This is a genomic window from Novosphingobium sp., from assembly GCF_041905565.1.
Lineage (GTDB): Bacteria > Pseudomonadota > Alphaproteobacteria > Sphingomonadales > Sphingomonadaceae > Novosphingobium.
The window spans coordinates 175035-188714 of the sequence record NZ_JAYRKX010000004.1 but is presented as its reverse complement, the minus strand read 5'-3'; the positions used below and the strand labels follow the sequence as shown (position 1 = coordinate 188714).

13 protein-coding genes are annotated in these 13680 nt (G+C 67.4%); 11 read left to right on the top strand and 2 right to left on the bottom strand.

Annotated elements, in window-relative coordinates; genetic code table 11:
- Positions 1 to 119: 119 nt before the first annotated feature.
- From ACE3N9_RS05230 to ACE3N9_RS05190, 9 genes are read left to right on the top strand one after another with little or no spacing between them, the layout of a single operon-like run.
- Entirely contained in the window at positions 120 to 1538 is a 1419-nt protein-coding gene (locus ACE3N9_RS05230) for a methyl-accepting chemotaxis protein (RefSeq protein WP_374281551.1), read from the top strand.
- A 22-nt stretch (positions 1539 to 1560) separates the two neighbouring features.
- Complete coding sequence (locus tag ACE3N9_RS05225; RefSeq protein ID WP_374281549.1) at positions 1561 to 1824, top strand: STAS domain-containing protein; 264 nt, start codon at positions 1561 to 1563, stop codon at positions 1822 to 1824.
- Complete coding sequence (locus ACE3N9_RS05220) at positions 1821 to 3926, top strand: chemotaxis protein CheA (RefSeq protein ID WP_374281547.1); 2106 nt, start codon at positions 1821 to 1823, stop codon at positions 3924 to 3926. Before ACE3N9_RS05225 ends, ACE3N9_RS05220 begins: the two co-directional genes overlap by 4 nt.
- A complete protein-coding gene (locus ACE3N9_RS05215; RefSeq protein WP_374281545.1) occupies positions 3923 to 4792 on the top strand; it encodes a protein-glutamate O-methyltransferase CheR in 870 nt (289 codons plus the stop codon). The genes ACE3N9_RS05220 and ACE3N9_RS05215 overlap by 4 nt, the downstream gene beginning before the upstream one ends.
- Positions 4789 to 5814 (top strand): chemotaxis response regulator protein-glutamate methylesterase, encoded by a 1026-nt coding sequence (locus ACE3N9_RS05210; protein ID WP_374281543.1) that lies wholly within the window; start codon positions 4789 to 4791, stop codon positions 5812 to 5814. The genes ACE3N9_RS05215 and ACE3N9_RS05210 overlap by 4 nt, the downstream gene beginning before the upstream one ends.
- A 5-nt stretch (positions 5815 to 5819) precedes the next feature.
- On the top strand, positions 5820 to 6377 hold the full coding sequence (locus tag ACE3N9_RS05205; protein WP_374281541.1) for a chemotaxis protein CheD: 558 nt from the start codon (positions 5820 to 5822) through the stop codon (positions 6375 to 6377).
- A 19-nt stretch (positions 6378 to 6396) separates the two neighbouring features.
- On the top strand, positions 6397 to 6768 hold the full coding sequence (locus ACE3N9_RS05200) for a response regulator (RefSeq protein ID WP_374281539.1): 372 nt from the start codon (positions 6397 to 6399) through the stop codon (positions 6766 to 6768).
- A 20-nt stretch (positions 6769 to 6788) separates the two neighbouring features.
- Positions 6789 to 7229 carry a chemotaxis protein CheW gene (locus tag ACE3N9_RS05195; protein WP_374281537.1) on the top strand — a complete coding sequence of 147 codons (441 nt, stop codon included), beginning with the start codon at positions 6789 to 6791 and terminating at the stop codon, positions 7227 to 7229.
- A gap of 4 nt (positions 7230 to 7233) precedes the next feature.
- Positions 7234 to 7494 carry a hypothetical protein gene (locus ACE3N9_RS05190; protein ID WP_374281536.1) on the top strand — a complete coding sequence of 87 codons (261 nt, stop codon included), beginning with the start codon at positions 7234 to 7236 and terminating at the stop codon, positions 7492 to 7494.
- Between the two features lie 201 nt (positions 7495 to 7695).
- Here the strand turns inward: ACE3N9_RS05190 and ACE3N9_RS05185 are convergent, their stop codons facing one another.
- The gene (locus tag ACE3N9_RS05185; RefSeq protein ID WP_374281534.1) at positions 7696 to 8148 is read right to left on the bottom strand and encodes a hypothetical protein; all 453 of its coding nucleotides are present in this window, start codon (positions 8146 to 8148) and stop codon (positions 7696 to 7698) included.
- A 189-nt stretch (positions 8149 to 8337) separates the two neighbouring features.
- Positions 8338 to 11259 (bottom strand): TonB-dependent receptor, encoded by a 2922-nt coding sequence (locus ACE3N9_RS05180; protein WP_374281532.1) that lies wholly within the window; start codon positions 11257 to 11259, stop codon positions 8338 to 8340.
- Between the two features lie 303 nt (positions 11260 to 11562).
- On the opposite strand from ACE3N9_RS05180, the gene ACE3N9_RS05175 reads away from it, so the two are divergent.
- Together ACE3N9_RS05175 and ACE3N9_RS05170 are read left to right on the top strand one after the other, a co-directional pair.
- Complete coding sequence (locus ACE3N9_RS05175) at positions 11563 to 12726, top strand: aminotransferase (RefSeq protein WP_374281530.1); 1164 nt, start codon at positions 11563 to 11565, stop codon at positions 12724 to 12726.
- A 49-nt stretch (positions 12727 to 12775) separates the two neighbouring features.
- Entirely contained in the window at positions 12776 to 13672 is an 897-nt protein-coding gene (locus tag ACE3N9_RS05170; RefSeq protein ID WP_374281528.1) for an ROK family protein, read from the top strand.
- Positions 13673 to 13680: the final 8 nt, after the last annotated feature.

Sequence of the window (13680 nt, the reverse complement as noted above, 5' to 3'; positions counted from 1 at the left end):
GGGCCGGTCCGGCGGCGGCTAGGGATTTCTCCCGGGTCGGCCGGACACCCCGTCTTTGCCGCGATTCACTAGGGTTTGGCCCGCTCCGATCAGCTCCTTTCGCATCCAGGAATTCACGCATGCTCAATTGGTTCGAACAGCACGCCCCGATCCGCACGAAGTTCAAGGTCCTGCTGGCGGTCCAGGCCGCCTGCGCCGCCGCGGCGCTGCTGGCGACCGTGATGGCGGCCCATGGTCTGGCTTCCGCCACCGCCGCCGTGGTGCTGTGCGCCCTGGCCGGAGCCACCGGCACGGGCGCGCTCGCCCTGGCCGCACGACTGATCTGCACGCCCTACGTCAACACCGTGGTGCGGATGGAGGCTCTGGCCGCCGGCGATACCGACAGCGAAATCCGCTATACCGACTATACCGACTGCGTCGGCCGCATGACCAAGGCGATGGCCGCGTTCCGCAACAACGCCATCGCGGTGAAAGAGGCGAGCGAAGCGCAGGAACACATCGTGCGCGAGCTGGGCGCCGGGCTGGCCAAGCTCGGGCAGAATGACCTCGACTGCCGGATCGAACAGCCTTTCGCCGGCGCTTCGGACACCTTGCGGCAGAACTTCAACAAGGCGCTCGACCAGCTGGCCAGCACGCTCGAGGCGGTCCGCTCCAGCGCGAACGCCGTGCTGAACGGCGCGACCGAGATCCGCGCCGCGTCGGACGACCTGTCGCTGCGCAACGAACAGCAGGCCGCCAGCCTGGAAGAAACCGCCGCATCGATGAACCAGGTGACCGGCGTACTCAAGGAGACCGCCGACCGCGCCATCGGCGTGCGCGAAACCATCGACACCGCTCATCACGAGGCGAACGATGGCGGCGCCGTGGTCAAGCGCGCGATCGAGGCGATGGCCGGGATCGAGCGCAGTTCGCAGGAAATCAACCAGATCATCAGCGTGATCGACGGCATCGCCTTCCAGACCAACCTGCTGGCGCTGAACGCCGGGGTGGAAGCCGCCCGCGCCGGGGATGCCGGCAAGGGCTTTGCCGTGGTCGCCAACGAGGTCCGCGCGCTCGCCCAGCGCAGCGCCGATGCCGCCAAGGACATCAAGGCGCTGATCACCGCCAGCACCCAGCAGGTCGGCGAAGGGGTCACCCTGGTCGGCGAAACCGGCTCGCTGCTGGAAAAGATCGTCCAGCGCGTCGGCGAAATCGCCGGCCTGATGAGCGAGATCGCCACATCGACCCAGAACCAGTCGGTCAACTTGCAGCAGGTCAATTCGGCCATGGGCGACATGGACCGGATGACCCAGCAGAACGCCGCGATGGTCGAACAATCGACCGCCGCCGCGCGCAGCCTGGCCGACGAAGCGGCGGAATTGAACCGGATCGTCGCAGCGTTCCGGCTGGCCGGAGGCGGCGCCCGCAGCGGCGCCGGAGTGGCCGCGCCCGCCGTCCTGCCGACTGCCCGCAGCGTCCGCCGGCAGGCTCCGCCGCCGGTGATCCAGGGCAACCTGGCCGTGAAAGCCGAACCGCACGACGACTGGTCGGAATTCTGAACCAGCCAACCGGGGGCCTGCCATGCAAACCATCACACTTCCCGAACGCTGCGACCGCGGGGCCGCCGAAGCCCTGCTGCCGGAATTCACCTCGGCCTGCGCCGGTGGGCCGGTCCGGGTCGATGCCAGCGCGGTGACCCATGCGGGCCTGGCCATGCTGCAATTGCTGACCAGCGCGCGGCGCAGCTGCGAAGGGCTGCAGATCGCCGCCTCTCCCGCGCTGCGCGATGCGGCCCGGCTGACCGGGCTGGAGCGCGAATTGTTCGATGAAGGAGACCTGGCATGACGCCCGAGGAAATCCAGGCGATCTTTTTCGTCGAATGCGAGGAATCGCTGGCCGCGGCCGAAGCGGGCCTGGCAGCCTGCCGCGCCGGCACCCACGATGACGATACGGTCAACGCCGTGTTCCGCGCGGTCCATTCGATCAAGGGCGGCGCGGGGGCCTTTGGCTTTGCTGCGCTGCAGGGCTTCACCCACACGTTCGAATCGCTGCTGGGCGAAGTGCGCGAAGGGGCCCTGCCGCTGAGCCCGGCCCTGACCGAGTTGATGCTGCGCGCGCTCGACACGCTGAGCGACCACGTGCTGGCCGCCCGCGATGGCGAAACCGCGCCCGACGACGCCGCGCTGCTGGCCGAACTGACCGCCGCGCAAGACGCGGGCGGGCTGGCCGAGCCCGCGCCGCCCGCCCCGCCCCCGCCCGCTGCGCCCGAAACGGCCGATCCGTTCGACTTCGATCTCGATTCGATGCTCGACGACATCACCGGCGAAATCGCCGCCCCGGAAGGTAGGCCCGCAGACACGCCGCTGGGCACATGGCCGCTGCATGTCCGCCCCCATGCCGGGGCCATGCGCAACGGCAGCGAACCGCTGCTGATGCTGCGCGACCTGGCTGAACTGGGCGGCAAATGCATCGCCTGCGACCTGTCGCAGCTGCCGCCGCTGGACCGGCTCGATCCGGCGCAGGGTTACCTGGGCTGGAGCTTCGAGCTGCCGGCCACGGTGGACGAGGCCGCCGCGCGCGAGATCTTCGATTTCATTGCCGAGGATTGCTGCCTGGCCACGGGCGACGAGGCGATTCCCCCCACCCGGATCGAGCACCCGCAGCCGCTGGCCGCTGCCGCGCAGGCCCCGGCCACGCCCGCCAGCGCCGCCGCCGCGGGCACGGCCCCCGCCGCCGCGCCTTCGGAAAAGCCCGTGGCCGCCGCGCCCGGACCGTCGATCCGCATTGATCTCGTCAAACTTGACCGGCTGATCGACAGCGTGGGTGAAGTGGTGATTGCCCAGGCCATGCTGGCCCAGCGCCTGGGCAGCGAATGGCTGACCGGGATCGAGGAACTGGCGCTGCTCGAATCGCTGACCCGCGACATCCAGGAAAGCGCCATGGCGATCCGCGCTCAGCCGATCGGATCGGTGTTCAGCCGCGTCCCCCGGATCCTGCGCGAGCTGGCCAGTTCGACCGGCAAGCACGTCAAGCTGGACCTGGTCGGCGAAAGCACCGAACTCGACAAGACGGTGATCGAACGCCTGGGCGAACCGCTGACCCACCTGATCCGCAACGCGGTCGATCACGGGATCGAACCCGCCGATGAACGCCTGGCCGCCGGCAAGAGCGCCGAAGGCACCCTGACCCTGTCGGCCGAACATCGCTCGGGCCGGATCCTGATCCGCATTGCCGACGACGGGCGCGGGATCAACCGCGAACGCGTGCTGGCCAAGGCGGTGGAAAAGGGCCTGGTCGCGCCCGATGCGCAGCTGGCCAAGGAAGAGATCGACAACCTGATCTTCGCCCCCGGCTTTTCGACCGCTGCCACCGTGTCGAGCATTTCCGGGCGCGGCGTCGGGATGGACGTGGTGCGCCAGAACGTGAAGGAACTGGGCGGGCGCATCACCATCGAAAGCGAACCCGGCCGGGGCACCACCTTTACCCTGACCCTGCCGCTGACCCTGGCCATTTCCGATGGCATGATCGTGTCGGTCGGCGATCAGACGCTGGTCGTGCCGCTGGCCCACGTGGTCGAAAGCCTGCGCCCGGCTGCGGGCGAGGTCCAGGGCCTGGGCGCCAACCGCCACATGCTGAACGTGCGGGGCAAGTTCATCCCCGTGCTGCCGCTGCACCATCTGCTGGGCGCGGGCGAGGCCGTGCGCGAACCCGAACGCGGCGTGCTGATCGTGGTCGATACCGAAACCGCCGGGCAGGCCGCACTGCTGGTCGATACGATCAGCGACCAGCGCCAGTTCGTGATCAAGAGCCTGGACACCCATTACCGCGCGGTTGAAGGCGTGGCCGGCGCGACCATCCTGGGCGACGGCCAGGTGGCGCTGATCCTGGACGTCGATGGCATCGTCACCCGCGCGCTGGCCGCGCCGCGTCTGGCGGAAGCGGCATGAACATCGCCAGCGCCTTTTCCAGCGCCCTGCCCGGCATCAGTCCCGAGGTCTATGGCCCGGCCGATTTCAAGGCGATCAGCGACATCGTCCACGCCCACGCCGGGATCGTCCTGCCGCAGGGCAAGGCAATGCTGGTCTATTCCCGGCTGGCGCCGATGGTCCGCGAAAGCGGCCTGGGCACCTTTGCCGCCTTTGTCGAGCAGATGCGGCTGGATGAAGGCCACCGCCTGCGGGCGATCAAGGCGCTGACCACCAATCACACCTTCTTCTACCGCGAGGCGCACCATTTCGAGCACCTTGCCCGCGAGGTCCGCCCAGGCATGGTCCAGGCGCTGGACCGGGGCGAACGCTTTCGCATCTGGTCAGCCGGCTGTTCCAGCGGTGAGGAAACCTGGTCGATCGTGATGACCCTGCTGGGGCCGGACCGCCCCGCCGGAACCTCGCTCGCGCGGCGCAACCTGCGCGTGCTGGCCACCGACCTTGCCACCCACGCGCTGACCAAGGCCCGCGCCGCGACCTATGGCCAGAGCGAGATCGAACCCGTGCCCGAAGCGCTGCGCCGCGCCTGGAGCCAGCCCCGGAACGGCGAGGTGATCATCGCCGAACCAGCGCGCGAACTGGTCCGCTTCCGCGAGCTCAACCTGCTGCAGGACTGGCCGATGCGCGGCCAATTCGACGTGATCTTCTGCCGCAACGTCATGATCTATTTCGACGGCCCGACCAAGGAACGGCTGGTCCAGCGCTTTGCCGAAGTGCTGCGCCCCGGCGGGTTCCTCTACATCGGCCACAGTGAACGGGTGACCGGGCCGGCCAGCCAGCTGCTCGCCCCGGTCGGACCAACCATCTACCAGCGGAGCGCACGATGAGCATTCGGGTCCTGATCATCGACGATTCAGCCACCATGCGCGCGATCCTGATGTCGCGCCTGGCCGAAGAACCCGACATCCGCGTGATCGGCACCGCCGCCAACGCCGCCGAAGGGCGCGAGTTGATCCGCGCGATGAACCCGGACGTGGTCACCCTGGACATCGAAATGCCGGGGATGAACGGGCTCGATTTCCTCGAAAAGATCATGAAGCTGCGCCCCACCCCGGTGATCGTGGTGTCCGGTTCGACCCAGGAAGGGACCGAGGCGACTGCCCGCGCGCTCGCCCTGGGGGCGGTCGATTGCTATGCTAAGTCGGATCGTACCGGCGGACTGCCGCTCAACGACCATGGCAAGCTGGCCAGCCTGGTCCGCGAAGCCGCGCGGGTGCGCTTTTCCGACCGCTGGCCGATTTCGCCCAAGGTGGCCGCCGAAGCGCGCGCCTCGATTGGCGGCGATACCCGGCTGATCGCGATCGGCGCGTCGACCGGCGGGGTCGAGGCCTTGCAAACCCTGCTGCGCGGCTTTCCCGAGGACTGCCCGCCGACCATGATCGTCCAGCACGTCAACGCGCGCTTTGCCCCGGCGATCGCCAAGACGCTGGATATGGCCTGTCCGGCCAAGGTGGTGCTGGCGGAAAGCGACATGCCGCTGCGCCCCGGCCACGTCTACCTGGCGCCGGGCGGCGACCGGCACCTGACCCTGGGCGGGTCGGGCGCGCACTATGCCAAGCTGCGCGAGGGCGATCCGGTGTCCGGGCACATGCCCAGCGTCGACGTGCTGTTCGCCTCGGTCGCCGAAGCGGTGGGCGCGCGAGCGGTGGGGATCCTGCTGACCGGAATGGGCAGCGACGGCGCGCAGGGCCTGCTGGCCATGGCCCGCGCCGGCGCCTGGACCATCGCCCAGGACGAAGCCACCTGCACCGTCTTTGGCATGCCGCGCGCCGCGATTTCGCTGGGTGCCGCCGGGATCGTCGCCCCGATCGACAAGATCGCCTACCACGCGTTCCGCCGGGCGGCCTGACAGCCATGTCAATCCAGCCATCCGGCCTGCTTGCCAAGCCCGTGACACGCATCACCGTGATGCAGGGCCAGGCGCTGGTCAGCGCCGGGCCGCGCGTCGAACTGACCACGGTGCTGGGCAGCTGCGTGGCCACCTGTCTGTTCGATCCGGAAGTCGAACTGGGCGGGATGAACCACTTCCTGCTGGCCGAACCGCCCGCCGCGCAGAAGGCCATGGGGGTGGACGAACATTACGGCGTCTACCTGATGGAAGTGCTGATCAACCAGATGCTGGCCCACGGCGCCAGCAAGAGCCGCCTGCGCGCGCATCTGTATGGCGGCGCCAACCTGCACGCCAACATGGCGCGGATCGGCACCGCCAATGCCGAATTCGCGCGTTCGTTCCTCCAGCGCGAGCGGATCCCGCTGATCAAGGAGGACCTGGGCGGCACCCAGGCGCGGCGGGTCGATTTCCGGCCTGCCAGCGGCCAGGTGCGCTGCCGCATGGTCGCCAACGACATGGCCCCCGAACCCCAGCCGATCCAGCGCCCCGCCGCCCAGCGCGGCGAAGTTGAACTGTTCTGACCTGAAAGCGAGACCAGCGATGTCCAAGCCCACCCGCATCCTGACCGTAGACGACAGCGCCTCGATGCGCGCGCTCCTGAACCATGCGCTGAGCACGCAGGGCTTCGACGTGGCCCAGGCCGACGATGGCGTTTCCGCCCTCGAATGGCTGGCGCTGAACGAGGTCGACGTGGTGATAACCGATATCAACATGCCGCGGCTCGACGGGTTCGGGCTGATCGAACAGCTGCGGGCGGGCAGCCGGCACCGTGACCGGCCGATCCTGGTGCTGACCACCGAAAGTTCGGCCGAAAAGAAGGCCCGCGCGCGTGCGGCCGGGGCGACGGGGTGGATCGTCAAGCCGTTCGACGCCGAAAAGCTGGTCGCCGCCGTGCGCCGCGTTACGCACTGATTTTCCAGGAGAACAATGCAATGTCCCGCGAACTCATCACTTTCGAAGTGGCCGGCCAGGTGTTTGGCCTGGACATCATGGCGATCCGCGAGATCCGCGCCTGGACCCCGGTGACCAAGCTGCCGCGCGTGCCCGCGCACGTGGCCGGGGTGGTCAACCTGCGCGGCACGGTGCTGCCGGTGGTGGATCTGGCCGCCCGGCTGGGCTGGGCCCCGACCGAGGCAACCTCGCGCCATGCGATCATCGTCACCCAGCTGGGCGGCCAGGTCAGCGGCTGGATCGTCGAATCGGTCAGCGACATCGTGACCCTGCCGGGCGATGCCCTGCAGCCCGCCCCGGCGACCGGATCGGACAGCGTGGTGCAGTTCCTCGAAGGGCTGGCCGCGATCGACGATCACATGGTCCAGGTGCTCAACCTCGCCGCGCTGAGCGCGAACGAAGAACTGCCCGAGGCGGCCTGACGCCATGCCGGACGCCATCGCCCACGCCGCGATCATCCAGCGCGCCGCCGCGATCCTGGCGGAACTGGGGAACGAAATCGAACGCCTGGGCGCGGAACTGTGCGCCGATCCGGCCTTCGTGGAACGCCACCTGACAGCGCTGCAATCGATCGACCTGATCGCCCAGCAACAGCACGCGATTGCCGCGCTGCTCCAGGCCGATAGCGCCGCCAGCGGGGTGGAGCGGATCGGCATGGACAAGTTGCAGCAGCGCCTGCGCGCCTGATCCCTACTAGGGATTCATACCGGGTGCGGGCCTAGCGCGGCCGTAACCATGTTGGTCCTATCCAGGGCTTGCGCAGGGAACAACGCCCGGCGCCAATCATGACCTGGAAGGAAGCCTGGTACCACGATAACTGTTCCGATCCCCGACGCCCCGGCCACCGTCCCGTCCCGGCCGGGGCGTCCCCTTTTCAGGATGAACGGATCAGTTGAGCCGGACCCCAGGCGCCGGAGCGGACACCGACTGGGCGCCTTGCAGCTTGAGCGCGGGACCGGCCAGGGCCGCCGTCAGTGCGCCCAGCAGGGCGGTCGCCAGGCAATCGCCTTCAGCGCTCGCCTCGCCGGTCAGACCTTCGATCACCACGGTTGCCAGCGGGCAGCCGGCCTGGGCCTGCGACAACAGGAAACCCGCCCTTCCTTCGACTAGCGACAGGGCGGCGGTGGTGGTTGCGCCAGCCGCGATCAGGGCGGCAAGGGCCGCGCGATCCGGCAGACCGGCAAACCGGCGGCCCCATTCGCCGGGAGCGCTGGCCAGCAGATCACGCGTTGCGAGGATCAGGTCCGCCGCTTCAGCCGTTGATGCCGCCGCGCAATTGAAGGCGATTTCCGCCAGCTGTTCCTGCCAGGCGGCAACAGCGCTGGCCGTCCGATCATTCATTGTCATTTTTCCATGCGATCCGCCGCCGATTGAGCCGGGGATGCAGGGCAAGTCAAGGCGCATACGCCAGCCGCTGCGCCAAACCGGGACAGCTGCCCGGAGCGGTCCGGCGCTGGCGCCGAGCGGGCAAAAGAAAGGGGCTCCGGGCACTAAGCCCGGAGCCCCGATAAGCATCCCTCCCAGGAGTGCTTAGAACTTGACGCCCGCAGTGATGCCGTAACGGCGCGGTTCGAGCGTGAAGATGTTGGTGTAGTTACCCGAGGACTGGTCGGTCACGTAGAGACCGGTGATCGAGTCCTTGTTGAACAGGTTCTGGACCCAGGCGCGGGCGTACCACTTCTTGTCCGGGCCATCGAGCTGCAGCTGGGCGTTCACCTGGGTGAAGCTCGGGATCTCGTTGACCGTTCCGTTGAAGATGTTGCCGAACGACTTGCCGGTGTAGATGAAGTCCGCACGCGGGGTCAGGGTCATGTCACCAGACAGCGGAGCAGCATACTGCACGCCCGCCGAGAACTTGTAGTCCGGCGCGCCGGGCAGCTTGTTGTTCTTGATGTTGCTGGTGATGCCCGACGAATAGACCGTCACGCCGCCGAACGAAGCGCCAAGGGTCGGCGCGAGGGCGCTGAGCACCGCGCAGACACCGAACGCGCCGGTCGACTTGATGCCGCCGTTGGCCGGGAAGGCCGTGGTCGGCTGCAGGCCCGCACCAGCCTTCAGCGGGGCCGCAAGGCCCGCGTTGATGATGGTGTTGACCTGGTTGACGAACCCGTTCGAACCGGCCGCGTTGCCCGCGGTGTTCGGCGCCACGGCGCAGTTCGCGCCGTTGGTGATATCCTTGATGATCACCGAGTCCGCACGGCCGCCGCCAAAATCGCGCGGGTTGGCCAGGAACTTGTCTTCCGAAACCTTCGCGTTGAGGTAGCTGGCGTTCATGTTGAGCGTCAGTTCCGGCGTGGCGCGAATGATCGCTTCGGCTTCCAGGCCCCAGATGTTGGCACTGACGTTGTCGTTCACCGAGGTACGAGCCACGATGCGCGACAGCTGCAGGTCCTTGTACTTGTAGTAGAACCCGGTGAGGTTCAGCTGAACCTTGCCGAAGGTGTTCTTCGAGCCCATTTCGAAGGCGTCGACAAATTCCGGCTTGAACCCTTCCGGAACCGAGAACACCGGCGACAGCGGCGGGTTGATGCCGCCCGACTTGTAGCCCCGCGAGTACGAGAAGTAGAGCAGGTTGTCCGGGGTGATCTGGTAATCCAGCACCGCACGGCCAGTCCATTCGCTGAACTTCACCCTGCGCACCTGGAACGGCTGGTTGCCTGCCAGCCCGGCGTCAGCGTCATAGCCGCTGATGAAGGGCGAGGCGTAGGCATTGGTCGAGCCGAACGGCACCAGGAAGCTGGCCAGCGTGGTGCGGGCCGACAGCTGCTTGTCGTCGTTGTTGTAACGCAGGCCAAGGGTCAGCTTCAGCTGATCGTTGAACTGGTAATAGGCTTCACCGAAGATGCCGTAGCTCTTGACGACCATGTCGTCCGAGTTGTTGCGATAGGTCGGCGTACCGAGGTAACCGGCCCCGCCCGAGCTGAGCGCGCCAACCACACCGGTGAAGTAGTCGATCCCGAAGGAGTCGATGTAGTAGCTGTTCTCCTTGAGGTGCAGCTTGCTGTAGATCCCGCCCAGCAGGAAGTTGAACGGACCGTCCCACTTCGACGAGAGGATCGCTTCAGCCGACCAGCTGGTCTGGTACTGGTTCGAACGGTCGAAATCCTGCGGCGAGCTGGAGCACATCGCATGCCCGCCGAACACCCCGGTGCCGGTTTCTTCAGCCAGCGAGGTGCAGAGCACGCCGTTCGGGCCGTTCGGGATCAGCTTCGAGGCGACCGGCGAGAGCACCGCGCCCGGCAGGGCCGGAGCGCCAGCGCCAGCAGCCAGGGCAGCCAGCGTGTTCAGGCCCGTGGCATAGACCGAACGGTTGGCGACCGACAGGTTGTAATCCTGCTGCGAGTCCAGATCGACCTTCTGGTAGTTGCCGCTGACCTTGAGCGAAAGGCCGCTGCCCAGTTCCTGGTCGATGCTGCCCTGCACGATCCATTCCTGGGTGTAGTAGCTGGGCTTGTAGTCGGTGTTGACGGTACGCACGTCGGCCGGATTGACCACACCGGTGTAGATGTCCGGACCGTAGATGCTGCCCAGCGCCAGGCTGGTCGGCAGGCCCTGGGTGGCGAAGAATTCCTTCGACGTCAGCACGCCCACGAACGTGGTGTTCGAATTGGTGGTTTCATACGGACGACCGCCCGAAAGGCAGCCCAGCACGCCGGTCGGGTCGCGCTGGCACAGCTGCTTCTGGATGCGCATACGCGCGTCGCGTTCGTGGAAGTACTGGGCCATCAGGTCGATGGTGGTGCCGGTGCCCGGCTCGAACCGCAGCGAGCCGCGCAGGCCGTACATGTCGCGGTCGTCGATCTTGGAATTGTCGTAGAGGTTCTTGGTGTAGCCGTCGCGGTTCAGGTAGAAGCCCGACAGGCGCACGCCGATCGCATCGCTCAGCGGAGCGTTGACCATGCCCTTGAACTTGATGCCGTTGTAGTTGCCGTATTCGGCATCGGCGCTAGCGGACATGCCCGACAGGTCGGGGCGCGCGGTGCGGAAGTTGACCACGCCCGAAGTCGCGTTGCGGCCGAACAGGGTGCCCTGCGGACCGCGCAGAACTTCGACCTGCGTCAGGTCGTAGAATTCACCTTCGAACAGACGGGTGCCGAACAGCGGCGCGTCGTTCAGGTGGATGGCGGTGGCGCTGTCGCAGGTCACGCCGACGCACAGGTCGCCGATGCCGCGAATGGTGAAGCTGGCCGACGTGAAGTTCGTCTTGGTGAAAGTGACGTTCGGCAGGGTCAGCTGAAGGTCAGAGGTATTCTTGATCTGCTGCTTTTCGAGCGCTTCGGTGTTGAAGGCCGAAACGGCGATGGGAACATCCTGCAGACGCTGGTTCGAACGCTGTGCGGTAACGATGATCTCGGTACCGTCGTCCTTGTCGTCAGCGGCATTCTGCGCATAGGCAGGAAACGCGATTGCGCCGGCACATGCGCCAGCAAGCAGGGTCAGCTTCACCCTCATCAGCCCTCTCTCCTCATTTGCCCGTCCCTTTACCGGGCGGTTGCAAAATCGAATAGAACACCATGGAGGGCGCTTGACAACCCGTTTTAATCGCCCCGTTAGTTTCGCCGCTTTCCGTAACGTAATAGCCACAGTGAGCTGGTCTGAAACCCGCAGAATTGCGACTTTTCCACCACTCTTGCGGCCCTGCCGCGCGATGCTGCATTGCGGCATCGCGGGCCTGATTCTGGCACCGTCCTGCAAGCACTTGCACAGGGCCTCCCGGCTTGACGCGAAGCCCCGCCCGGCGAATGGTTGCAAACGATGCACAACGCCGACGATCTTCCCGCCCTGACCACCACCGTGTTCGAACGCATGTCGCGCCTTTCGCAGGAGTTGGGCGCGATCAACCTGGGCCAGGGATTTCCCGACATGGCCGAGCCGGATGAACTGGTCGAGGCGGCCTGCACCGCGCTGCGCACCCGTTCGAACCAGTACCCGCCGATGCGGGGCCTGCCGCAGCTGCGCGAGGCGGTGGCGAACTATTACCGGCGCGAACAGGGCGTGGACCTTTCGCCCGACGAGGTGATGGTCACCTCCGGCGCGACCGAGGCGCTGGCCGCCGCGATCCTGGGCATTGTCCGTCCGGGGGACGAGGTGATCCTGGTCCAGCCGCTGTACGATGCCTACCTGCCGCTGGTGCTGCGCGCCGGCGGCGTGCCGGTGCTGGTCAGCCTGGAGCCGCCGCACTGGACCCTGCCCGCGGGCCGGCTGGAAGCGGCGATCACGGCGCGCACGCGGGCGATCGTGCTCAATACCCCCAACAACCCGGCCGGCGCGCTGCTTGACCGGGCCACGCTGGAGCGGGTCGGCGAACTGGCACAGGTCCACGGCTTCTACGTCATATCGGACGAGGTGTGGGAGGGCATGGTGCTGGACGGGGCGGCGATGACCTCGACCCTGCAGGTTCCGGTGCTGCGCGAACGGACGCTCAAGATCGGATCGGCCGGCAAGCTGTTCTCGATGACCGGGTGGAAGATCGGCTGGATCGCCGCCGCGCCGCGCCTGCTGGCGGCGGCCGCGCAGCAGCACCAGTTCCTGACCTTCACCACCGCCACTCCGCTGCAATGGGCCGCGGCCGAGGGCCTGAACCTGCCGCCCGCCTGGCACCGGGCGCACCGCCAGCGCTATGAACATGCCCGGCGGCGGCTGGTCAACGGGCTGCGCGCGGCGGGCTTTGCAGTGCTGCCAGCGGCGGGGACCTGGTTCGTGATCATCGACCTGGCCGCCAGCGGCCTGCCAGCGGGCGATGACGCGGCGCTGGCCGAGCGGCTGCTGCGCGCGGCCGGGGTCGCCTCGATCCCGGTCAGCGCCTTTTATGCCGAAAACGCGCCGCAGGGCTACTTGCGGCTGTGCTTCGCCAAGCAGGACGCCACGCTGGACGAAGCGGTGGTCCGGCTGGCAGCATTTCGGCAGGCGCCCGGCTAATTCGTATGCAATGGATTGCAGACACGCGGCGAAGGTGCGAGCAGGGGCCATGGCACAAAGACTGATCGGCGCAGTGGAAGCAGGCGGGACCAAGTTCGTGGTCGCGCTGGCGCAGGAAGATGGCACCATCCTGGCGCGCACCCGCATTCCCACCGAAACCCCGGCAACCTGCTTTCCCGCCGTGGCCCGTTTCTTCGAACAGGCCAGCGCGGCGCATGGGGCCATTGCCGCCTTCGGCGTGGCCAGCTTCGGACCGATCGACATCGATCCCGCATCGCCCAGCTATGGCACGTTCACCACCACGCCCAAGCCCGGCTGGAGCGGGGCGCGGTTCCATGATGTGCTGGGCCGGTTCGGCGCACCGATCGTGGTCGATACCGACGTCAACGGCGCGGCGCTGGGCGAATGGCAGGCCGGCGCGGGCCGCGACTGCGCGACCCTGGCCTATACCACGGTGGGCACCGGAATCGGCTCGGGCGTGCTGCGTCATGGCCGTTCGATCATGGGTTTTTCCCATTTCGAAAGCGGCCACATTCCCGTGCCGCACGACCACGCGGTCGATCCCTATGTCGGCTTTTGCCCCTACCATCACGACTGCTTGGAAGGGCTGGCGGCCGGCCCGGCGATCAAGGCGCGCTGGGGGCAAAGCCTGTCGGAACTGGGCAGCCCGGCCGACAAGGTGGAACTCATCGCCGGCTATGTCGCGCAGCTGGCGGTCAGCCTGGTGCTGCTGCACATGCCCGACCGGCTGATCTTCGGCGGCGGGGTAATGAAGACCCCCGGTCTGATCCCCGCGCTGCGCCGCGCGGTCGAAACGCGGCTGGCGGGCTACATCCAGGCGCCGCAGCTCGATCCGGGCCTGGAACGCTATATCGTCGGCCCCGCCCTGGGTGACGATGCCGGGATTACCGGGGCTATCGCGCTGGGACGGCAGGCGCTCGGCTGATTGCCGCG